Origin of the sequence: Flavobacterium sp. (assembly GCF_044339515.1) — a bacterium.
In the GTDB taxonomy this organism is placed as follows: domain Bacteria; phylum Bacteroidota; class Bacteroidia; order Flavobacteriales; family Flavobacteriaceae; genus Flavobacterium.
Genome location: NZ_JBIIVK010000052.1, coordinates 1 through 23,637, shown reverse-complemented (window position 1 = coordinate 23,637; position 23,637 = coordinate 1). Strand labels below are relative to the sequence as shown.

Here is a 23,637-nt window from a genome sequence, read left to right as displayed (position 1 = left end):
CAATTATACCTAAATGAGTTCGTTTACAAGCTTAATAGACGGTATTTTGAAGAAAAATTATTCGACAGGCTAGTGATAGCAAGCATTACAGGGTTATGACTAATAACGGACAATCAATAAAAAATATTTGAAAATCAAATATATAAAAAAAGTCTTTCCGTTTTTGGAAAGACTTTCTATTATATAAAAAATAACTTTGGAAACTATCCCAAAACTTCTTTTACTTTCTTACCAATCTCAGCCGGAGAATCTACTACATGAATACCGTTTTCTCTCATGATTCTTTTCTTTGCTTCAGCTGTGTCATCTGCACCTCCTACGATTGCACCTGCGTGACCCATTGTTCTTCCTTTTGGAGCGGTTTCACCGGCAATAAAACCAACAACCGGTTTGCGGTTTCCGTCGGCTTTAATCCATTTGGCGGCATCTGCTTCTAATTGACCACCGATTTCACCAATCATTACGATACAATGTGTTTCCGGGTCATTCATCAATAATTCTACTGCTTCTTTGGTTGTAGTTCCAATTATTGGGTCACCACCAATTCCGATAGCGGTAGTAATTCCTAATCCTTGTTTTACCACTTGGTCTGCCGCTTCATACGTTAACGTTCCTGATTTTGAAACGATGCCTACATTTCCTTTTTTGAAAACGAAGCCCGGCATGATACCTACTTTCGCTTCTTCAGGCGTAATTACACCCGGACAGTTTGGCCCAACCAAGCGACAATTTTTTCCTTTGATGTAATCATAGGCTTTAATCATATCTGCCACAGGAATACCTTCGGTAATGGTAATAATTACTTTAATTCCGGCATCGGCAGCTTCCATAATGGCATCTGCAGCAAAAGCGGGTGGTACAAAAATAATGGTAGTATCTGCACCGGCTTGTTCAACAGCATCTTTTACTGTGTTAAAAACCGGGCGATCTAAATGCGTTGTTCCTCCTTTTCCGGGAGTTACACCACCTACTACATTTGTACCATATTCAATCATTTGAGAAGCGTGAAAAGTTCCTTCGCTTCCGGTAAATCCTTGAACAATTATTTTTGAATTTTTATTGACTAAAACGCTCATGATTGTGTTTGTTTGTGTTTATTTTTCAAGTTACAAAAGTAATTCTTTCAAATTCTTTTTTTACGTTTTTTTATTTTTTTTTGTAAAATTGCTATACAGATTATTTGTTTAAGGCAATTGACTCATTTGATACCCACGGTACAATTTTCCGTCTTGTATTTCCCATATTGCAAAAAAATAAGCCAAGCGATTAATTTGATTTGGATTTTCTATCGTTGTGCCAAAATGAGTGTAATGTACTGAAACCAAATTGTCTTCGGCTACTATTTGATGAATTTGAACTACAAATGTTTCATACCCAATTTTTAAATCATTCGCCATTTGTAATAATCCTTGACGATCTTTTTTAAGGAAACCTTTGCTGCTATTCCATTCTAATACAACTTCAGGATGCAAAAAAGTATCTAACGTTTTGCTGTTAAACAAAGCATCCGATTGGTAAAATGATTGAACTAATTCTTTTGGACTCATTTTATTTTAATTTTTCAATTATCTCCGGAATTCGTTTAATATTGGCCAATTGTTTTAACTTCTCCCGTGATTCTTCAATAGGTGTACCGAAATAGGTTTTTCCGCCATCTACTGATTTTGTAACTCCTGTTTGTCCCATAATCACCGCTTTTGTACCTATAGTAATTCCACTTGTAGTGCCTACTTGGCCCCATAGCGTTACTTCATCTTCAATGATTACGCAACCTGCGATGCCGGTTTGGGCAGCAATTAAACATTTTTTCCCTATTACGGTATCGTGCCCCACATGCACTTGGTTATCAATTTTTGTTCCGGCACCAATGGTGGTGTCTCCCGAAACTCCTCTATCAATCGTACATAATGCTCCAATGCCAACATTATCTTCTATCACAACTCGACCTCCGGAAAGCAATTGATCAAATCCTTCAGGACGTTTTTTATAGTAAAAGGCATCGGCTCCTAAAATTGTTCCTGCTTGAATCACCACATTATCGCCAATCACACAATGATCATAAATAGAAACATTGGCGTGAATTAGAGAGTTTTTACCGATTTTTACATTATTTCCAACAAAACAATTCGGCTGAATTATAGTTCCCTCGCCAATTTGAGCCGAAGAAGAAATGGAAACATTCGAATAAACAAACGGTCTAAAATGATTCGTCAATTTATTAAAATCACGAAATGGGTCATCTGAAATCAACAAGGCTTTTCCTTCCGGACAATCTACTTGTTTATTAATCAAAACAATGGTTGCAGCCGATTGGAGAGCTTTATCGTAATATTTCGGATGGTCAACAAATACAATATCACCTGGTTCCACTACATGAATTTCATTCATTCCCATAACCGGAAAATTATTCTCTCCCACAAATTCACTACCGATAATTTCAGCTATTTCTTTGAGCGAATGCGTTTTTGGAAATTTCATAAAACTTGAAATTTGTTATTAAATTGATATTGCTTTTTGTAATTGATATTGATTATTCTTTGACACGCTCCATATAAGCTCCGGTAGCTGTGTCAATTTTAATTTTATCACCTTCATTAATAAACAATGGAACGTTTACATTGGCTCCTGTTTCTACTTTAGCCGGTTTTGTAGCGTTAGTAGCCGTATTTCCTTTAACACCAGGTTCTGTATAAGTCACTTCTAAAATAATAGAAGCCGGCATATCAACTGATAAAGGTAAATCGGTTTCCGTATTAATTTGTACCATAACGTTTGTTCCTTCTTTTAATAAATCCGGAGCATCAAGCACATCTTTGTTCAAAGTAATTTGCTCAAAACTTTCTGTGTTCATGAAGTAAAATTCATTTCCTTCTGCATATAAGAATTGAAATGTATGCGTTTCTACTCGAACAACATCAATTTTATGTCCGGCAGAAAAGGTATTGTCCAATACTTTTCCGTTGGTTAAACTTTTTAATTTTGTACGCACAAACGCAGGTCCTTTTCCGGGTTTCACGTGAAGAAATTCGATAATTTTATAAATATCGTGGTTGTGTTTAATACATAGTCCGTTTCTGATATCTGCAGTACTTGCCATTCTTTTTTATTTAAATTTTAATTTATTGTTTTTATTTTTTGATGCAAATTTGATTTTCAACTTATACTTTAATAAACTCCGGTATATCCTTTCATCACACCACGTGATGAGTTTCTGATAAATTGAAGAATTTCATCTCTTTCCGGTGAAGCAGCCATTTCGGCTTCAATGATACTCACCGCTTGTGAAGTGTTGTAATTTTTTTGGTATAATATGCGGTATATTTCTTGAATCTCTCTAATCTTTTCAGAAGTAAATCCTCTTCTTCTCAATCCAACTGAATTGATTCCTACATACGAAAGCGGTTCTTTTGCAGCTTTTGTAAAAGGCGGAACATCTTTTCTAACCAACGAGCCTCCGGAAATCATAGCGTGATCACCGATATTAATAAATTGATGCACAGCAGCTAATCCACCAATGATAGCAAAATTACCAACTGTAACATGTCCGGCCAATGCCACTCCATTTACAATAATGGCATTATCACCAATATGACAGTCGTGAGCCACGTGAGCAGTTGCCATAATTAAACAATTTTTACCAATGGTTGTTTGTCCGGAAGCGATGGTTCCACGGTTAATGGTTACACACTCACGAATAGTTGAGTTATCACCTATAATTGCTAATGATTCCTCTCCACCAAACTTTAAATCCTGTGGAACAGCTGAAATAACAGCTCCGGGGAAAATATTGCAGTTTTTACCGATTCTGGCTCCTTCCATGATGGTTACATTGGAGCCTATCCAAGTACCTTCACCAATCACTACATTATTATGAATGGTGGTAAACGGATCAATTACTACATTTCGAGCAATTTTTGCTCCGGGGTGTACGTATGCTAAAGGTTGATTCATAGTTAAATTGTTAGTTCTTTTTTGCAATTTGAGCCATTAGTTCAGCTTCTGCTACCAATTTTCCGTTGGCATAGGCATTGGCTTGCATATGACAAATTCCTCTTCTGATGGGAGATATCAAATCACATTTAAAAATCAATGTATCGCCCGGTAACACTTTGTGTTTGAACTTTACATTGTCTATTTTCATAAAATAAGTAAGGTAATTTTCCGGATCGGGAACAGTACTTAAGACTAAAATTCCTCCGGTTTGAGCCATCGCTTCTACAATTAAAACACCCGGCATCACCGGAGCATCAGGAAAGTGACCCACAAAAAAAGGCTCATTCATCGTCACGTTCTTTAAACCCACTACATGCGATTCAGATAATTCAAAAATTTTATCGACCAGCAAAAATGGGGGTCTGTGTGGCAACATCGCCATGATTTTATGAATATCCATCAAGGGTTCCTGGTTTAAATCATAACACGGAACTTGATTCCGCTGCTCAATTTTAATGATTTTTGATAACTTTTTAGCAAACTGAGTGTTTACAAAATGACCCGGTTTATTGGCAATCACTTTTCCTTGAATTCGTGTGCCTACTAAGGCTAAATCACCTACTACGTCTAATAATTTATGACGAGCCGCCTCATTAGGATAATGCAAGGTGAGGTTATCTAGAATACCGTTTGGTTTAACCGAAATATTATCTTTACCAAAAGCCGTTCGTAAATTTTCCATGGTTTCAGTTGAAATTTCTTTGTCAACATAAACGATGGCGTTATTCAAATCACCTCCTTTAATCAAACCATTATTAAGAAGCGATTCTAATTCATGCAGAAAACTAAAAGTTCTGGCATCCGCAATTTCCTTTTTAAAGTCATTAATACTTTTCATGGTTGCATTTTGTGTACCAAGCACTTTTGTTCCAAAGTCAACCATGGCGGTAACTTGATAGGTATCACTTGGCATCACTAAGATTTCGCTTCCCGTTACTTCATCAGTATAAGAAATAACTTCTTTCACAACATATACTTTTCGCTCGGCCTCCTGCTCTACTACTTCTGCTAGCTCAAGTGCTTCAACAAAATATTTAGATGAACCATCTATAATTGGTGGTTCTGAAGCATTTAGTTCAATAATAATATTGTCAATATCACAACCAATGCAAGCCGCCAGAACATGCTCTGAGGTTTGAATTTTTACTGCGTTTTTTTCTAAATTGGTTCCACGTTGTGTATTGACCACATAATTTGCATCCGCTTCAATAATAGGATGACCTTCTAAATCCACTCGCACAAATGTAAATCCGTTGTTAACCGGAGCAGGTTTAAATGTCATGGTTACTTCCTGACCGGTGTGTAATCCTACTCCTTTTAAAGTAACTTCGTTTTTTATGGTTTTTTGTTTAACCGATTGTACCATTATTCTTTTATTATTATTTTTTTTAATTCGTGTAAATCGTTGACAATTTTCGGTAAGTTTTTAAAATGGACATACGATTTATTGTAATCACCATAATTAAAAGACGGTGAACCTTGAACTGTTTCTCCTTCTTTTAGATTTTTGCCAATGCCTGATTGAGCTTGAATGCGTACACCATCCGCTAAAGTCAAATGTCCGGCTATACCAACTTGACCGCCAATAATACAATTTTTTCCAATTTTTGTTGAACCGGCTATTCCGGTTTGGGCAGCAATAACGGTATTTTCACCAATTTCAACGTTGTGAGCAACCTGAATCTGATTGTCCAGTTTCACTCCTTTTCTGATGATGGTAGAACCTAAAGTAGCTCTATCTATAGTAGAACATGCACCAATTTCAACGTTATCTTCGATGATGACATTGCCAATTTGTGGCACTTTGTTATACGTTCCATCCTCATTTGGTGCAAAACCAAAACCATCAGAGCCTATTATTGTTCCTGAATGTATGGTACAATTTTTTCCAATCTCGGTTTCAGAATACACTCTAGCTCCTGCAAAAAACACACAGTTATCTCCAATCACAACATTATCACCTATAAAACTGTTGGGATAGATTTTAACGTTATTTCCTATCTTGACATTTTTCCCGATATAACAAAAGCTTCCTAAATACAGTCCTTCACCATACGTAACTCCTTCTGATATAACCGAAGGTTGCTCGATACCTGATTTCATTAACTTGACTTGATTGTAATATTCCAGTAGTTTTGAAAATGACTTATAGGCATCTTCTACTTTTATTAACGTGGCCGAAATTTCATGTTCCGGTTCAAAAGTATGGTTTACAATAGCGATTGACGCCTGGGTAGAATAAATAAAATTGACGTATTTTGGATTGGCTAAAAACGTTAGCGAACCTTCAGAACCTTCTTCTATTTTGGATAATTTATAGACTTCAACATTGGGATTCCCAACGACTTCGCCTTCTAATATGGATGCTATTTGTGCTGCAGTGAATTTCATTCCGACAAAAATATAAAAAACTACCTAAAATTTGTTAATTTCTTCGAGTACTTTTGGAAAACAAATATAGAACTTTGTTACCGGTTTTGAGAATGCTCTCGAATTAAGTTGATCAGAAGAAATTACAACATCCTCTACAGTCTTGTCTTTTTTAACAATTTTAATGGGTTGCGACTCCTTATTATAGCCTAAAGTCTTTATTTTTCCTTTAAAAACAAAATAATCCGTTTCTGACAAGGAGATAGGATAATCACTTAACAACTGCTCCTTGAAGGCTGACAATATCACTTTATCAAATTTATCGTTACTTACTTTAATTTTAAGTAAATCTCTATTAATTATCATTTTACTCAAGGCACTTAATACAAAATCATCATGCATTTGCCATGATTTCAATGCACTGATGATGTCAAAATCATCCAATTGAGAAAATTTTTCTAAAACTTCATTTGTAAAGTCCTCTTTTTCAATTTTATGATTCAAAAAAAACTGAAGTGGTTTACTTGATTCTAAACTATTTCCCTTCTGTGAAAGTTCTTTAGCTCTTTTCAATACTTTGGTAAGCATGAGTTCGGCTACCAAACTGGTTTTGTGCAAATAAGCCTGCCAATACATCAATCGCCTGGCCATCAAAAATTTTTCAATGGAATAAATGGCTTTTTCTTCCACAACCAGCTCATCATCCACCACATGAAGCATTTGAATCAGTCGATCGGAATTAATATTTCCTTCTGCAACACCGGAATAAAAACTATCTCGTTTTAAATAATCCATTCGATCCATATCCAACTGACTTGAAATCAATTGAAGCATAAATTTTCGATGGTATTCTCCTTTAAAAACCTGAATGGCTAAACTTAACTTCCCATCAAACTCCTCATTCAGTCGGTTCATGAATAAAAGGGAAATTTCTTCGTGATGCACATTTTCAACGATACTTTGTTCTAAAGCATGTGAAAACGGACCGTGACCAATATCGTGCAACAAAATGGCTACATAAAGTGCTGTTTCCTCTTCCTGTGAAATCGAAATTCCTTTAAAACGAAGAACTTCAACTGCTTTCTGCATCAAATGCATCGCACCCAAAGCATGATGAAAACGGGTGTGATGTGCTCCGGGATAAACCAAATAAGACATTCCCATTTGAGAAATTCTTCGCAATCGCTGAAAGTAAGGATGCTGAATTAAATCGAAAACCAATTCATTCGGAATAGTTATGAATCCGTAAATTGGATCGTTAAAAATTTTTAATTTATTGGTTCGACTCACAAAGTTTGAATTGGATTGCAAATATACTGATTTTGATTTTGTATAATTCATCAATTTTTTACAATAACTTTAATACTTCCTGCGTTCGATAATTGTTAAATTGCACCAAATAAAAAAACACCTTTATGGACAAAATAAAAATTCTTTGGGTAGATGATGAAATTGATTTACTTAAACCACATATTCTCTTTTTAGAAAACAAAAACTACGCTGTGACCACTTGCAACAATGGTCGTGATGCGGTAGATATATTTGAAGAAAACCAGTTTGATATTGTGTTTTTAGATGAAAATATGCCCGGGATGAGCGGTTTGGAAACGCTCTCGGAAATGAAAGAAAAAAAATCGGCTGTTCCGGTGATTATGATTACCAAAAGTGAGGAGGAACACATCATGGAAGAAGCCATTGGTTCTAAAATTGCCGATTATTTGATAAAACCGGTTAATCCGAATCAAATTCTGTTAGCATTAAAGAAAAATTTAGACCATTCTCGTTTAATTACTGAAAAAACAACGCTGGATTATCAGAAAGAATTCCGAAAAATAGCGATGGATTTAGCGATGGTAAATTCGTTTGAAGATTGGACGGAATTGTATAAAAAACTAATTTTCTGGGAAATTGAATTAGAAAATATCGAAGACCAAGGGTTGATTTCCATCTTGGAATCACAAAAAGTAGAGGCTAACAGCCAATTTGGAAAGTTTATTGAAAAAAATTACGAAAAATGGTTTGATGAAAAAGCGGACAAGCCGGTTTTATCACACAAATTATTCAGAGAATACGTTGTTCCGGAAATTGTAAAAAAAGACAAACCCATTTTGTTTGTTGTGATTGATAATTTGCGTTATGACCAATGGAAAGCCTTTGAAAGTGTAGTGAATAATCACTACAAACCGGAAAAAGAAACGGCTTATTATGCCATGCTTCCCACCGCTACCCAATATGCAAGAAATGCAATTTTCTCCGGTTTAACACCGTTGGAAATGGAAAAACAATTTCCGCAATATTGGCGAAATGATGTGGAAGACGGAGGTAAAAACCTTTACGAGGGAGAATTTTTAGAAGCTCAATTAAATCGTTTAGGACTAAAAATTAAGAGTGAGTACTATAAAATCACCAACTTTAAAGATGGTAAAAAGTTAGTTGATAATTTTAAAGGATTAAAAAACAACGACCTAACCACTATTGTTTACAACTTTGTTGATATGCTTTCACACGCTAAGACCGAAATGGAAGTGGTAAAAGAATTAGCATCAAATGACAAAGCGTATCGTTCGTTAACACTAAGTTGGTTTAAGAATTCACCGCTGTTGGAAATGATTCAGATGGCTCAACAAATGGGTTTCAAACTCATTTTAACCACTGATCACGGAACCATAAACGTAAAAAATCCATCCAAAGTGATTGGCGATAAAAACACAAGTTTAAACCTTCGTTACAAAACTGGACGAAGCTTAACCTACGAAGACAAAGATGTGTATGCCGTAAAAGACCCGAAAAAAATCGGTTTACCGGCCATTAATATGAGTAGCTCCTTTATTTTTGCCAAAAATGATTTGTTTTTAGCTTACGTAAACAATTACAACCATTACGTGAGCTACTATCGAAATTCTTATCAGCATGGCGGAATTTCGTTAGAAGAAATGATTGTGCCGTTTTTGGTGTTTAATCCGAGGTAAAATCAGTTGTCGGTTGTCGGTTGTCGGTTGTTGGTTGTTGGTTGTCGGTTGAAAACAGTAGTAATTTTGCAGGAACAAATCTGTTTAAATCTATTATAGCCAAGCTATCAAAATCTGTGGGAATCGATTCAATCTGTGAAAATCTTTGTGCTATTAACTCACCCCTAACACCTCTAAAAAGGAGAGGAGAGCCAAAACGTATAAAATTTACTAATTTAGCACTTTGAATCAAATTCTGTATTCTACTAAAAGTAAAAAAATAAAATGCAATACCAATTTCAACTCGCCGAAATAGATACAATCGCCAAGGAAATACTGAACCAACATCCGGAAAAAGTTATCCTTTTTAACGGACAAATGGGAGCAGGTAAAACCACTTTCATCAAAGCATTATCCAAAGCTCTTGGAGTGAAAAACGCAACCTCCAGCCCCACATTTTCTTTGGTAAATGAATACCAAATACCAAATGGATTGGTTTATCATTTTGATGTATATCGCTTGAAAAATGAAACCGAAGCCCTTGATTTTGGTATAGATGATTATTTGTATTCCGGACATTGGTGCTTTATAGAATGGGCTGAGAAAATTCCGAATCTTATTCCAGAAAAACATAGTGTCATCACCATTGCAATTTTAGAAAATGGCTACCGTAAATTAATTTTGTACTAATTTATAGTAAAAACCTGAAACTAAAAAATAGAACACAGATTGAAGGGATTTGCTAGGCAAAACGCAGATTTTTGCAGTATTTGACAGCTTCGCTGTAATGGATATAAACGGATTTCTATGTGCAACATATTCTTCTTAGCACGAATCAACCTGAAACTCGAAACCCGAAACCCGAAACCCATCAAAAAAAATCTCTTTCCATTTCCAAAATAATTCCTAACTTAGACACTTATTTTATAATTTGATTTATGCCCATTACTCCTTTCTCCAAACAGCAATTACTTCCGCAAGAAGAAAAATTGGAAATTGCCCGACATAAAAGCGAATTATTTATCGGAATTCCCAAAGAAACTTCTTATCAGGAACGAAGAATTTGCTTAACACCGGATGCGGTTAATTCACTTGTGTCGCATGGTCATCGAGTCATGTTGGAAGCGGGAGCCGGAGAAAGTGCGAGTTACACCGACAAAGAATATTCCGATGCCGGAGCAGAAATAACACAAGACCCTAAGAAAGTTTTCAGCTGTCCGATGATTCTAAAGGTTGAACCACCCACTTCTGCAGAAATCGAAATGATTAATCCCAATACCATTATCATTTCTGCCATTCAATTAAAAACCCGAAAAAAAGAATATTTTGAAAAATTAGCTAAGAAAAAAATCACCGCTTTTGCGTTTGAATTCATCAAAGATGATGATGGTTCCTACCCTGCCGTGAAATCGTTGAGCGAAATTGCCGGAACTGCCTCCATTTTAATCGCAGCCGAATTAATGATTAATAACCAATTTGGAAAAGGATTATTATTTGGTAATATCACCGGCGTTGCTCCCACCGATGTGGTGATTATTGGTGCCGGAACCGTTGGCGAATTTGCCGCTAAAACCGCACTTGGTTTGGGTGCCAACGTAAAAGTGTTTGATAACTCCATTACTAAACTGCGTCGTTTGCAAAATAATTTAAAACATCCGATTTTTACGTCTACCATTCAACCAAAAGGTTTATTAAAAGCCTTACGTCGTTGCGATGTAGCTATTGGAGCCATGCGTGGACAAAACCGCACACCGGTGGTGGTGACCGAAACCATGGTGGAACACATGAAAAAAGGAGCCGTAATTGTCGATGTGAGCATTGATACCGGCGGTTGTTTTGAAACGTCTGAAATCACCACGCACGAAAAACCTACGTTCATCAAAAACAATGTTGTTCATTATTGTGTGCCGAATATTCCGTCGCGGTATTCCAAAACGGCTTCACTTTCCATCAGTAATATCTTGACTCCCTATTTGATTCAGATTGCTGAAGACGGCGGCGTGGAAAGTGCCATTCGTTGCAACCGCGGCCTGAAAAACGGACTCTATTTTTATCATGGGATTTTGACCAGTAAATCCATTGGGGATTGGTTTGATTTACCCAACAGCGATATTAATTTGATTGTGTTTTAACGAATTTGTTCGTACTTTTGTTATCTTAAAACTTAGTGATGAAATTCTATCAAAGGCTTGCTTTTTTCCTTTTCGGTTTATTAATCGGAGTCATTTTTCTTATTTATTTTTTAGGAGCAAAAGCCGAAGCGAGAGGCGTAACATTCTGTTATTTACCTAATTGTCGGGTGCTAAAAGACATTCGAACCAAACCTTTTCATTATTCTGAAGAAGCCTCAAAAGTGTTGGCAGAAACCTGGATTGATACGATTGACATCAAAAATACGTTAACACATGGCGATGTAGATTTTGACCTAAGCAACATAAAAGAAGGAGCCGCCAAATTATATGTCATCGAAGGCAAAACCATCAACCAAGTTCCCATTACGTTAGAAGTGCTGAACTTTGAGAAAAAAGCCGTTTTAAAATCCATCAAAAAATAGCGAAAATGAACTGCCTCATTCGTCCCGTAACCGAAACAGATTTTGAGGCTGTTTATCATTTTATCAATGAGTTAGAAGACTGCATTTTTCCCAAAGAATCGCAACACACTATTTTTCTCGAAAACCTTTCCAATCCTAAACATATTTTTCTATTGGCCGAAATCAAGCAAATCCCGGTAGGATTCCTTAGTTGTCATGTGCAAAACCTCATTCATCACGGCGGTTTGGTGGGCGAAATTCAGGAAATGTTTGTGGATGAAAAGTACAGAAGTCAACAAATTGGCAAACAATTGCTCGATGAATTAAAAACCATTGCCAAGCAAAACAATCTACTCCAAATTGAAGTTACTTCCGGCTTTAAACGTGAAAAAGCTCATGCTTTTTATGAACGGGAAGGATTTCCGAATACGCATAAAAAGTTTGTTCATAAATTGAAATAGTTTTTGGCATACGATAAAATTTAATAATACTTGTTATTATTTATTTTTAATTTCATTCACAAAAATTTATTTTATTGAAAGAAAGGTAAATCATTAGTAGATAGCTACATAACAAGAACATTCTTTTTAATGTAACATCAAATTTGTTACATTTGTTAAAGTGCCTTTCATTTTGAATGACTACTTTGGAATCATAAATCAAACGCCATGAAAAAAATAGTATTCCTTTTGTTTTTGTTCCCATTTCTTTCCTTCTCGCAAGTGGAGAAAACAATAGATTCACTTCAAAAAATAGCAAAAAGTGCAAAAAACATAGATGATATTGGTAATGCTTATGCAGAACTTGCATTAATTTATATGGATAATGACGTTGAAAAGACACAAACAACAATAGATAAATTAAAAGCACTAAATGTCAATAATTCGTGCTACAAATGTGAAGGGTACGGATGGCTTTATGAGGGAATGTTGAGTGTTCGTAGTGGTGACCACAAAACCGCACTTGAAAAGTTTAAAAAAACAGCAATTATTGCCAAAAAAAATGACGATCAATATTTATATATTCAAGGTGTTGCCAACGAAGCTCAAACACTAATGGATTTAAATAAAAATAAAGAATCGGAGAAACTACTACTCAATTTTGTGGAAGAATCTAAAAAATTTCCGGATGAATTTGGAATGGAAAGTATCTACTTTCTGCTAGGGTTTGTTAACCAAGATAATGGCTTCTATAATTCTGCTTTAGATTATTTTATTAAAACAGATAAACTCATTCGTGATGATGATCCTAGTGGGTTGGATTTTAAAATTGCGGTGTTAGGTCAAATTGCTGATGTATATAAAGAACTTAATATTCAAGATAAAGCTAATGAAGTTTTGAACAAAGCTCTAAAAATAGCAAAGATAAACGACACTCCACTTTTCCTAAATGATGTTTATTTGAGTAAAGGCATAATCGAATTGTATTTTAACAACCCAAATAATGCAATTATTCATTTGAAAAAATCCTATGACTATTTTAAATCAATTAATTTTAAATTAAAAGTAGCCAATTCTGCTTTAGGCTTAGGGGAATGCTACATTAAATTAAATGATCAAGCAAAATCAACTGCTTTTTTGCAAGAGTCAGAACAATTATTCAAAGAGTTTGAAGATGAAACCAATTTGTTAAAAACCGATTTATTATTGGCAGAAAATTATATCCATGCCAATAAAATTGATTTAGCAACCACATTACTTAATAAAATAGCTCCTACCCTAGAAAAAAATAAAATAACTAAAAACTATATTACCTACTTAAACATTAAAATTAAGCTGAATTCCAAAACTCAAAATTTTAATAAGGCTCTTAAATTAATTGAAAAAAGGGATTCCATTCAAAACGTTATCAATCAAAAAACGAATAGAACTAATTTTCAAGATATTGAAACCAAATACCAAACCGAAAAAAAAGAACAGGAAATCAAACTGCTCTCGGCTGAAAATGAATTAGCAAAACGACAAAAATATATTTACATTACTCTAATTGGGCTATTAGTTTTACTCGGATTAAGCATTTTTTATTTGTATCGAAATAAAATTAAAACGGCTAACAAAATCAGTGAACTAAACGAAATGAAATCGCGGTTTTTTGCTAATATTTCGCATGAATTTCGCACCCCGCTAACATTGATTAAAAGTCCAGTGCAACAATTGCAGGCAACAGCTACTGATGAAAAACAAAGAAGTCAACTCAATTTAGTGGATAAAAATGCCGACCGGATGCTCGAATTAGTCGACCAATTATTAGAACTTTCTAAACTCGATAGCGGGGCCTTTAAACTCATTTTAAAAGAAGGAAATCTTTCTGATTTTTTAAAATCGGTAGCAGAGCCGTTTGTTTTTCAAGCGAAGGAAAACAAATTATTGTTTCATACAAATATTCAAACTAGTGACGAAAATCATTTTTTTGATAAAGATGTTATTCAAAAAATTGTCTCGAATCTGCTTTCCAATGCCTTGAAATATACACCCGAAAATCACACTATTGATTTTTCAACTGAAATAAAAAATGAAAATTTACACCTCTCTGTAACTAACGCAGGAGTTCAATTGAAAAATGACGATCTTCCAAAACTTTTTCAACGTTTTTATCAAAAAACAGAAACGCAAAATGGTGTTGGTATTGGCTTAGCCCTTGTAAAAGAACTTGTGGATTTATACCAAGGAACGATTACAACTACTTTAGAAAATGACAAATTAACATTTTTGTTATCGCTGCCACTGACTATCTCAAAAGATAAAAATATCCTCATCGCAGCCGAACAGATACAATTGACTAATAATGAGCGTGAAGTGAACGAAGAATTACCAATCCTATTACTTGTAGACGATAATGCTCAAATTAGAACTGTTTTAAACGACCTTTTGTCGAATGAATACAAAATAATTGAAGCTGCCGATGGTGAAGCTGCCTTTAAATTAGCTCAACAGGAAATTCCTGATTGTATTATATCCGATGTGATGATGCCGAAATTAGACGGCTTTGCTTTTACAAAAGCGATTAAATCCAACGAATTGACCTCATTTGTTCCTGTGATTCTTCTCACAGCAAAAACATCCGAAGAAGCTCATTTAGAAGCATTAAAAAGCACAGCCGATGCCTTTTTAACCAAACCGTTTAACCACAATATTGTGAAAGCAACCGTTCAGCAACTCATTTCTGAACGTAAAAAATTACAACAACGCTATAGTCAAGAACTCATTTTAAAACCGGTGGATATTGTCATTAACTCGGTGGACGAAAAGTTTTTGAAAAAATTACAAACCATTTTAGATACGCAATTGGCTAACGCTGATTTCACTGCAGAAGAATTTGCTACACAAATTGGCATCAGTCGCATGCAGCTACACCGTAAATTAAAATCACTTTTAGGAGTTTCGGCAACCGAATTCATTCGAAACGAACGATTGAAAAATGCCGCTGAGTTACTCAAAAAAGGCAACGGAAATATATCTGAAATAGCCTATTCTGTTGGGTTTAATGAAATTTCCTATTTTTCAAAATGCTTTAAAGATTACTTTGGTTGTTCACCTACTGAATATGCCGAAAAAAAATAATTGCTCTCTAAAAGCCTAATTTTACTGAGGTTTTTGAAAATGTTACATAATTACAAATCCCTGTTACATCTGTGACAGGGATTTTTTTGGTTTGAAATAATTTTAACAAAACAAAATTCAATCCAATGCAAAAGAAAAATCGGCAATCCTTTGAAGCAAAAATTGATAAGCTCCCCGATAAAATAGTTTACCTCAACGTCAATCATTTGGAAAAAGGTGACTATGAACTCAACATCATTCATCAAAAAAAAATAATTAAAAAGACATCATTTAATAAAAAATAACCATGAAAAATCTAATCCTAGCACTTCTCCTCTTCCCTTTTGCCGCCCTGTCACAAGTAGGTGTAAACACCACCAGCCCCAATGCCATGATGGACATTACTTCTACCAATCAGGGTGTTCTGATTCCGCGTGTAGCTCTGCTTTCTGCAATCGATAACACAACCGTAGTGAATCCACAAGGCGGAGCATTGGTTACCTCTACATTGGTTTACAACACCACTCCTGCCGGCGTGAGTCCGGATAATGTTATTGCCGGATTCTATTATTGGAACGGCACACGATGGGTAGCCGTTGGCTCAGACGGCAGAGATTGGACCACTATCGGAAATAACGGAACCAATCCAACGAATAATTTTATAGGTACGCTTGATGATGTGGATTTTCGCGTTCGAACCAACAACAACCTTCGATTCAATTTCACCAATAACGGTCGACTGCGAGCGTATGACAACGGCTTAGTTACTCAACCCACCTACTCTTGGATGGGTGACGAAGACACTGGATTATGGCGACCTGCTGCTAATACCTTGGATTTTTCCACTACCGGAATATCTCGCATCCGTATTAACGACACGGGAAATGTAGGTATCAATAACACTGTAGCTCCTGCTCGACTCACAGTACAAGGCACAAGTAATGCTCCTGCTTTTCCCGGTGCAACCAGTAATGGAATTTTACGTATAGCTCTCAACGGTACAGAAGGATTAGATATTGGCAAAGCAGGTGCCGCAGACAGTTTTTCCGCTTGGATACAATCAGGATTTAGTGGTACAGCAGACCCATTAAGTTTGCAACCCTTAGGAGGAAATGTTGGTATCAACACCACTGCTCCATCCAATTCATTACACGTTAACGGAACGGTTCGAATTGTTGATGGTACACAAGCTAACGGACGTGTACTCACTTCCAATGGCACTGGAGTGGCTAGCTGGCAACCCATTTCCATCAACAATGTAATAGGTGTATTGCCTAGTGCAGGAATCAATATTCCTTCCACAACAGCTAATTTTCTTCAGACCGGTTCCTATATTGTCTTACCTCCCGGCAGATGGGCGGTAAACGTAACCATGCTTATGCGAAGAACAGGCGGAACAGGCGTAGCAACACCCAATAACTCTTCCTACTGGCTTAGAACTTCTTTTTCTACTTCTGCTTTGGCCAATCCGTTTATAACAGGCGATATTGTTGGAAGCTATTATGTGAGCGGAAATTACCCGGGTTCATCACTCTACTCACTCGTGCAAGGAACAGTAGTGATCAATAACGCAACCCCCGGAAATAGAACCTACTATTACATTGCCGGAGCTGTTGAAGTAATCAGCTCTACAAATACCCTTGAAAACTTTGGTGGTAATTGGTGGCAGGAAAATACCATTATAGCCTACCGAATTAATTAATTAATTAATCAATTATTTTGGGCAGCTCATCCTGCCCTACACTACAAGTCCTCGCTCTACAAGTGGTTTTTTAAAGCGGTTTTCAGGAGCTTCCGTTGGTCGCTCTGCCTCCCGCAAAAAAAACACACGTGTAGAGCTGTGGGCTTTTCGTTTTGGTCAGGGCTAGGGTTTGGTGCTTCTTATGAATTGCAATTTCAAAAATCAATTTCAAAAATCAAATACAAAAAACTAATCGTGACATTGTTAAAAATATGTAAGGGAACAATTCAATCACATAAGCTAATTTATATACACTTCAACAAAATCAGTAAATTATATGGCTTATATGGTAAAAAATCAGTAACCTATTTTAATAATAATCCAACATTTACATAAAAAACTTAATTTTACGAAACTAAACAAACACCATGAACAATATCAGAATCTATAAAATGTCTTTTGCCGATGTCTATCCGCACTACATCACCAAAGCTGAAAAAAAAGGACGCACCAAAGCTGAAGTAGACGAAATTATTTTTTGGCTCACGGGTTACAACGCACAAACGCTTCAACACCACTTGGATCAAAAAACCGATTTTGAAACGTTTTTTGCACAAGCTCCCTTAATAAACCCTAACGCTTCTAAAATAACTGGTGTAATCTGTGGCTACCGTGTAGAGGACATCGAAGAAAAACTTATGCAACAAATTCGCTATCTTGATAAATTGATAGACGAATTGGCGAAAGGGAAAAGTATGGAGAAAATTTTGAGGAGTTAAGAAAACAATAAAATAATCAATCACAAAATAATGGTAAAAATCACAACTATCGCTTCAAACTAAAATGCGATTTAAATGTCTTAGGTACCCCATTTTCGGGAAAATCAATCGTAAACCAATAATCACTCGAAAAAACTTGCTGACCATTGTAGGTGCCATCCCAGCCTGTTCCTAAAGGACTGATTTGCTTAATCAACTTACCATAGCGATCAAAAATATAGATAATGGATGAACCATCTACTCCGGAAATATTCCAAGTGTCGTTAAACCCGTCACCATTAGGAGTAAAAAACTTCGGATAATTAATAATCGTGGCGGTTCCTATTAAATTGGTACATAAACTGTCATCCACCACCGTAATAGTATGAAAACCGGGAGCTACATTGGTAAACACATTTGACGTTTGAAAGCCAAAATCATCCAATTGATAATAAAACGGTCCTTCACCTCCCACAACTGTTACAGTAATGGTAGGATTTTCGCTAAACGCTTCCGATTGTTCAATCAACAAACTTTCGCCTAAAACAGACTCAACAACCATAGCCGTCACTACAGGAGAAACGCACCCCGAAACGAGGTTTGTTACCACCACACCGTATTCCCCAATTTGATTTGCTTCATAAGTACTACCATTTGCCATTGGAATCAAATTATTTTCAAAATACCAAACAAAACTATGAGTAGAAATATCCAATCCGGAATCTAATAAATAAGGCTGAGCGGCTGTATTTCCTGACAATAGGCAAATGGCTCCGTCTGTTAATGTTGGAGCAGGAATGGCATACACATTTACTTCAATAATAATTGGACTTCCGGCACAACCGTTATAAAAAGGAGTCACAGTATACGTAACTGTTCCATCGGTTGTGGTTGAAAGCAATTGATTAATTTGGTCTCCGCTATCGGCTGTTGCACCTGTAACACTGTTTTGACTTACTGTCCAAGAGAAAGTAGTTCCCGTTAAATTTGAAGAAAGTGAAATTGCTGTAGTATCTCCGGAACAGTAATCCATATTGCCACTAAAAGTAGCAACAGGAACCGGATTAATTGTAATTGTCTCGACATCATTTATAGTTTGAAAGCAAAACGGACTTTGTAATAATTCTGCTCTCACTAACCGAAATACTGTTGTTGAATTAATTGCTGAAGTGGTTATTACTGCGGTTCCACTCGCATTTAAATCAATAGTTTGATTAGCTCCACTATTCTCATTATAAGTTATTTGTGTATTAGGTGTTCCAGTAAAAGTTAAAGTCACTGAATCGCCGGCACAAACAGATGTTGTATTGACTGAAAGCGTGGCAGTTGGTGACTGCACAACGGTAAAAGTAGTCGATTGATCGACTGTCTGCGAACAACCATTTACACCAACCGTTTCCACATCTGTAAGCGTAACAACTGTGGTGGTGGTAATGTTTGAAATCGCAACAGTTCGTTCGCCGATGGCATTTAAAACAGTGGATTGAATAGGACCACTATTGACAGCATAAAAAACTGTTGCGTTTGGGGTTCCAACAAATTGTATAGTTCCATTTGCCCCAGAGCAAAGTGATTGTCCACCTGAAATGGTAGCTGTTGGCGGCTGATTAACGGTAATGGTAACTGAACCTGATACCGTTTGATTACAGCTGGCGGAAACAGGAGAAGCTACATTAACTAAACTATAAGTAATCGCTGTATTTAAAACCGGTGTGGTGAGACTTGCTGAACCACTACTATCTAAAGTAATGAATTGGTCTGCACCACCATCTATGGTATAGGTTATTACCGCATTAGGTGTTCCATTAAATGAAACAATTGTGCTATTACCGGAACATATTGGAGTTGTTGCAAAAATGGTTGCTGTAGCCAAAGGCACAATAGTTAAAGATACGGGCGTTCGGGTATCGCTAAGACAATTTGAACTTAAGTCAAAGGTTTCAGCATAATAAATTCCGGCCGTAGGGGGAGTAAATGTTGGAGAGTTAGAAAGCAACAAATTTCCAGCGGTTGGTGCATCATACCAATTGACGCCTGAACCTGCATTGGCTGTCACCGATAGTGTGGGAAACGAATCGCCGCCACAGATTTCGAAATTACCATTACTTACAGCAACTGCAGGTGAATTTTGAAAGGTAACTGAAAAAACATTTGAAATTGTAGAGCAAAAACTATTGTTCAAATTGGCAGCATCTTGTGCAACTTTCGTTCTAATATAAGTGGCAGAAGTAATAGCAGAAGCGGTATATGTTGAGGAAGTTGCACCTGAAACATCGGTCCATGTTGTTCCATCGTTACTGGATTGCCATTGATAAAAATGAGGCGAAACACCCGTTGTAGCAGCTTGAAAAGTTAATGACAATGGAACTTCATTAGAACAAGCTTGATAGGTTTGTCCCGATAATGGCGGACTGGTAACGGTGGTCAATTCACTACAGGCTCTAAATTCAATATCGTCTATGGCTAAATCGTTTCCGCAACCTCCTACTCCATTATTTTTCATTTTTAAAACGACAGAAGTTTCACTTCCTGTTGTAAATACTAAAGCAAATTGTTGCCAAAGCGGAGATGAAGTTCCCATGATATTACCGGTATCACCAGAGCCTAGAAGTACCGTTTCGGTATCATTCCAAATTTCAAATCGCACATTAATCGGTATTTCACTAGCACCACAAAAACCTGAGCCGGGATTGTATACATTCATCACCCAAGCCGAAAACTCAAAAGTTGTATTTACACATAATCCGGTGACTATGCGTTTGTAAAAATCTCCGGTCGTGCTGGCATTAGCATTCACAATAAGAGCCTTCCCATTTACACCATTTGTTGCATCCGGTGTATGATCAAGCGAATAATGCCAAGTGCTGTAAAGATTGGTTCTGTAGTAGAGCGTATAACTCCCGTCGTTTGGATTTCCTACCACAAAATTATAATTAGTGGTTCCGGCCGGTAAAGCAGGACCATAATTGGTGCCGTTTCCAAAATTTTCAGTAAAAATGGGTTCACCTTTACTTCCTGTACAAAACCCTAATTGGGCATGGCTATTAAAGGAAAAAAGTAAAAATAGAAAGAAAATTTGTGTCGCGAATCGATTCATTTATAGAAAATCAGTATTACAATGGCTTAGAATTTCTTAGTAAGGTTTATTGATATAAATCCAACCTGTTTTCGTTTCAATATCATCAAAGTTAATGACATAATAATAAGTACCATCCGGTAATTCATTTCCTTTATTACATTGTCCAAACCATTCATTGCTGTAATCGGCTTTATTATATACTGAAATACCATATCGGTTAAAAATTTGTAATTGTGTAACATTGTAGGAAGAAAGGTCAAAACTATCATTGAGTCCATCATTATTGGGTGAAATACCTTTTTGTATACCACAAACAGTGCTCAAAACATCTACCATCTGTTCCTCACTACAACCATTTTGAGTAACTATTAATCTGTAAATCCCTGCGGAAGAAATAGTGATTGAATCACTGTTTCCAATTTGAATGGACGATGAATTAAACCATGAATAGGAAGTTGTTGCATCGGCCGATTCAATATTTGCATTTAACTTATAAACCGAACCTTCGCATCCCTGTGAAATGGTAAACTGCGGAACAGGATTAACCGCTATAACAAGTTCAATATCGCCGATAGCACATTGTCCTGGATCAGGAGTAAATTGATAGGTAGTTGTTTGTGTATTATCAAGATTCGGTGACCAAGATCCGGTGACTCCATTTTGGGATGTTGTTGGTAGTGCATCTAATTCCTCACCTGAACAAATGGGAGCTACAGCTTCAAAAACCGGGGTTACTAGCGGTGACACAACAATTGTTAAAGTAGGACTGGATATACAAGCAGTTAAATCATCAGGAGTAAAAGTGTAGGTGGTGGTGGTTGTATTATCCAACGCTGGGGACCAATTTCCGGCAATTCCGTTTAATGATATTATTGGCAATTCGGCTAAGGTATCGCCTGAACAAATTGGTCCAACCGGATCAAATTCAGGAACAACTTGAGGGTTTACAGTTATGGTGACACTTTTTTCATAAATACAGGTAAGTGTTTCCACAAGAGAAATATCATCCAAAGCAAAATCATTTCCATTATTGGCAAATTCTAAATTAAAAATACAAATTGAGGCTGTAGTGGAAGCACCGGAATTCCATGAAAATGAATGCAAAGTCCATTGACAGGTCACTGAAGGAGCATCTAATGTTTCTGTTAACGTTACACCATTAATCTGTACTTGCATGATGGCAGGATTTTCAGGAGCAACTGAGGCTATATAATACGAAAAAGTATAATCCGTATTGGGTTCAACGTTAATCAAATTCTCATTACACCAAACTCGAATAGTTCCGGTTGGGTCAGTAGAACCATCAAATACCATTAAATTACCGTCACCTGTAGTATGATCACCACATGACGCAAAAGGATTAAACCATGCATTAGGATTCTGAACTATATCATAAGATGATTGAACTCCAAAAGGATTGGGATCAGGAACTTGGCTATAATCGGTTATAAATCCAACATTGCCTTGGGTAAAATCTCCATTAAAAACAAGATTAGTAGGCGACGATTCTTCACCTGAAGTAACCGTATAAGTAGTAGTTACTAATGGACTAACTGTTAATGTAGAAGCATTTGGATTCGTAAGTGAACTGTCTTCAGGATTTGCCGTCCACGTAAATGAACCGACACCACCACTAACAGATAATTCCGTTGATTCTCCGGCACATAATGTTGTCGGCTCACTCATCACTAAGTCATTTGGTGCAACTAAAGCAATATTTTACAGTATATTCCTCTCCATTATTATCGATTACAGAAACAGTATATGTTCCTTGTGGTAGGTTAGAAAATATTCCATTCGAATTAGATTGAGTAACAGCACCTGTTAAATTGAAACTTCCATACGGCAAAGAACCTCCGGTTACAGAAACGGTAATCGATCCGTCAGAGGTGGTTGGACATGTTGGACTTGTAGTGGCAAATGATCCTTCGAATGGTAATGAACCTTCTTCGATAACGAAATCATCGACAGCAAAATCATTCCCTAAAGCACCTCCATTGAGTGTTCTTAGCCTAACTAAAATAGCCGGAGCTGTTGCTACAAAAGAATAGCTTACTTTTTTCCAACCTTCTTCCGGTAACGGAGCTAAGTTATTTAGAACCGGAGGACTTATGTTGTTTACCCCAACAAAAAAAGCTCCAATATTTGATCGAGTAACATCAGTGGATACTTCATTTGATACTGATTTTATCCAATAACTAAAAACATAACTGGTTCCTACTGTAAAACCTCCAATTGCTCCACCAGTGTCACTGGTTGTCCAGAAAAAACCTCCTCCTGTTGTTGCACCATCGTACACCAGCATATTTCCGGTACCCGTGGTATGGTCTCCTCCTGAAATATAAGTTGTATTCATTAAAGCAGGATTGGTAGTTCTTGCGTATTGCCCGGGACTACTTGTTCCGGTTAGGGGATTTATCAATGAATAATTATTAACAAAAAAACCAACCCCACTGCCACCTGATTCAAAATCACCATTGTTTAATAAATTTTGTGCGGTTAGATTTGTATTTACTGACATGACTGTAACGCACATTACAACAATTGATTTTAAAAAAAGAGGTGTTTGTATTTTCATAACTATAGTTTTTTTGGTATTTTATAAAAATAGTTTGATTGTCCGCAATTACCCATAATTAAATAAAAAGCCTTATATTTGATAAAAAAAAGCGATGAATTTATTCAGTTTTACGGCAAATTTTGGAAGTGAAGAAGCTTGTAGACTTCATTTTAAAG

The 23,637-nt window shown here is 36.3% G+C and carries 20 protein-coding genes and 1 pseudogene; 10 read left to right on the top strand and 11 right to left on the bottom strand.

What is annotated here, in order from left to right:
• A pseudogene (locus ACIQ0M_RS12845) lies at nucleotides 1-99 on the top strand (IS1595 family transposase); the annotation flags it as partial.
• Nucleotides 100-203: 104 nt separating this feature from the next.
• On the opposite strand, the gene sucD reads toward ACIQ0M_RS12845, so the two are convergent.
• The 8 genes from sucD to ACIQ0M_RS12805 form a co-directional block, all read right to left on the bottom strand.
• Nucleotides 204-1,076 carry a succinate--CoA ligase subunit alpha gene (gene sucD / locus ACIQ0M_RS12840; protein ID WP_396152860.1) on the bottom strand — a complete coding sequence of 291 codons (873 nt, stop codon included), beginning with the start codon at nucleotides 1,074-1,076 and terminating at the stop codon, nucleotides 204-206.
• Nucleotides 1,077-1,184: 108 nt separating this feature from the next.
• Entirely contained in the window at nucleotides 1,185-1,547 is a 363-nt protein-coding gene (locus ACIQ0M_RS12835; protein WP_396152858.1) for a nuclear transport factor 2 family protein, read from the bottom strand.
• 1 nt (nucleotide 1,548) lies between these two features.
• Nucleotides 1,549-2,478 carry a UDP-3-O-(3-hydroxymyristoyl)glucosamine N-acyltransferase gene (locus tag ACIQ0M_RS12830; protein WP_396152856.1) on the bottom strand — a complete coding sequence of 310 codons (930 nt, stop codon included), beginning with the start codon at nucleotides 2,476-2,478 and terminating at the stop codon, nucleotides 1,549-1,551.
• A 52-nt stretch (nucleotides 2,479-2,530) separates the two neighbouring features.
• On the bottom strand, nucleotides 2,531-3,097 hold the full coding sequence (efp, locus tag ACIQ0M_RS12825; RefSeq protein ID WP_396152854.1) for an elongation factor P: 567 nt from the start codon (nucleotides 3,095-3,097) through the stop codon (nucleotides 2,531-2,533).
• A gap of 68 nt (nucleotides 3,098-3,165) precedes the next feature.
• On the bottom strand, nucleotides 3,166-3,951 hold the full coding sequence (lpxA, locus tag ACIQ0M_RS12820) for an acyl-ACP--UDP-N-acetylglucosamine O-acyltransferase (RefSeq protein WP_129465569.1): 786 nt from the start codon (nucleotides 3,949-3,951) through the stop codon (nucleotides 3,166-3,168).
• A gap of 10 nt (nucleotides 3,952-3,961) precedes the next feature.
• Nucleotides 3,962-5,359, bottom strand: a complete 1,398-nt coding sequence (locus ACIQ0M_RS12815) for a bifunctional UDP-3-O-[3-hydroxymyristoyl] N-acetylglucosamine deacetylase/3-hydroxyacyl-ACP dehydratase (protein ID WP_396152852.1) — start codon at nucleotides 5,357-5,359, stop codon at nucleotides 3,962-3,964.
• Nucleotides 5,359-6,384, bottom strand: a complete 1,026-nt coding sequence (gene lpxD / locus ACIQ0M_RS12810) for a UDP-3-O-(3-hydroxymyristoyl)glucosamine N-acyltransferase (RefSeq protein ID WP_396152850.1) — start codon at nucleotides 6,382-6,384, stop codon at nucleotides 5,359-5,361. The genes ACIQ0M_RS12815 and lpxD overlap by 1 nt, the downstream gene beginning before the upstream one ends.
• A 24-nt stretch (nucleotides 6,385-6,408) precedes the next feature.
• On the bottom strand, nucleotides 6,409-7,653 hold the full coding sequence (locus ACIQ0M_RS12805) for an HD domain-containing protein (protein WP_396152862.1): 1,245 nt from the start codon (nucleotides 7,651-7,653) through the stop codon (nucleotides 6,409-6,411).
• Between the two features lie 125 nt (nucleotides 7,654-7,778).
• Between ACIQ0M_RS12805 and ACIQ0M_RS12800 the strand changes: the two genes are divergently transcribed.
• The 9 genes from ACIQ0M_RS12800 (at nucleotide 7,779) to ACIQ0M_RS12760 (ending at nucleotide 17,843) form a co-directional block, all read left to right on the top strand.
• A complete protein-coding gene (locus ACIQ0M_RS12800; RefSeq protein ID WP_396152848.1) occupies nucleotides 7,779-9,332 on the top strand; it encodes a response regulator in 1,554 nt (517 codons plus the stop codon).
• A 264-nt stretch (nucleotides 9,333-9,596) separates the two neighbouring features.
• Nucleotides 9,597-10,001 (top strand): tRNA (adenosine(37)-N6)-threonylcarbamoyltransferase complex ATPase subunit type 1 TsaE, encoded by a 405-nt coding sequence (tsaE, locus tag ACIQ0M_RS12795; RefSeq protein ID WP_396152846.1) that lies wholly within the window; start codon nucleotides 9,597-9,599, stop codon nucleotides 9,999-10,001.
• Between the two features lie 248 nt (nucleotides 10,002-10,249).
• Nucleotides 10,250-11,443 (top strand): alanine dehydrogenase, encoded by a 1,194-nt coding sequence (locus ACIQ0M_RS12790; RefSeq protein WP_396152844.1) that lies wholly within the window; start codon nucleotides 10,250-10,252, stop codon nucleotides 11,441-11,443.
• Nucleotides 11,444-11,481: 38 nt separating this feature from the next.
• Nucleotides 11,482-11,865 (top strand): DUF4258 domain-containing protein, encoded by a 384-nt coding sequence (locus tag ACIQ0M_RS12785; protein ID WP_396152842.1) that lies wholly within the window; start codon nucleotides 11,482-11,484, stop codon nucleotides 11,863-11,865.
• 5 nt (nucleotides 11,866-11,870) lie between these two features.
• Nucleotides 11,871-12,305, top strand: coding sequence for a GNAT family N-acetyltransferase (locus ACIQ0M_RS12780; protein ID WP_396152840.1), 435 nt, complete (start codon nucleotides 11,871-11,873; stop codon nucleotides 12,303-12,305).
• 207 nt (nucleotides 12,306-12,512) lie between these two features.
• Nucleotides 12,513-15,404 (top strand): response regulator, encoded by a 2,892-nt coding sequence (locus ACIQ0M_RS12775; RefSeq protein ID WP_396152838.1) that lies wholly within the window; start codon nucleotides 12,513-12,515, stop codon nucleotides 15,402-15,404.
• 125 nt (nucleotides 15,405-15,529) lie between these two features.
• Complete coding sequence (locus ACIQ0M_RS12770; protein ID WP_396152836.1) at nucleotides 15,530-15,688, top strand: hypothetical protein; 159 nt, start codon at nucleotides 15,530-15,532, stop codon at nucleotides 15,686-15,688.
• Between the two features lie 2 nt (nucleotides 15,689-15,690).
• Nucleotides 15,691-17,085, top strand: coding sequence for a hypothetical protein (locus ACIQ0M_RS12765; RefSeq protein WP_396152834.1), 1,395 nt, complete (start codon nucleotides 15,691-15,693; stop codon nucleotides 17,083-17,085).
• 407 nt (nucleotides 17,086-17,492) lie between these two features.
• A complete protein-coding gene (locus ACIQ0M_RS12760; protein WP_396152832.1) occupies nucleotides 17,493-17,843 on the top strand; it encodes a DUF2200 domain-containing protein in 351 nt (116 codons plus the stop codon).
• 46 nt (nucleotides 17,844-17,889) lie between these two features.
• On the opposite strand, the gene ACIQ0M_RS12755 is transcribed toward ACIQ0M_RS12760, so the two are convergent.
• Genes ACIQ0M_RS12755 through ACIQ0M_RS12745 form a run of 3 tightly spaced genes read right to left on the bottom strand, consistent with a single transcriptional unit; the run spans nucleotide 17,890 to nucleotide 23,479 of the window.
• Nucleotides 17,890-20,919 carry a T9SS type B sorting domain-containing protein gene (locus tag ACIQ0M_RS12755; RefSeq protein WP_396152830.1) on the bottom strand — a complete coding sequence of 1,010 codons (3,030 nt, stop codon included), beginning with the start codon at nucleotides 20,917-20,919 and terminating at the stop codon, nucleotides 17,890-17,892.
• Nucleotides 20,920-20,955: 36 nt separating this feature from the next.
• The gene (locus tag ACIQ0M_RS12750; protein WP_396152828.1) at nucleotides 20,956-22,587 is read right to left on the bottom strand and encodes a gliding motility-associated C-terminal domain-containing protein; all 1,632 of its coding nucleotides are present in this window, start codon (nucleotides 22,585-22,587) and stop codon (nucleotides 20,956-20,958) included.
• Between the two features lie 7 nt (nucleotides 22,588-22,594).
• Nucleotides 22,595-23,479, bottom strand: a complete 885-nt coding sequence (locus ACIQ0M_RS12745) for a hypothetical protein (protein ID WP_396152826.1) — start codon at nucleotides 23,477-23,479, stop codon at nucleotides 22,595-22,597.
• Nucleotides 23,480-23,637: the final 158 nt, after the last annotated feature.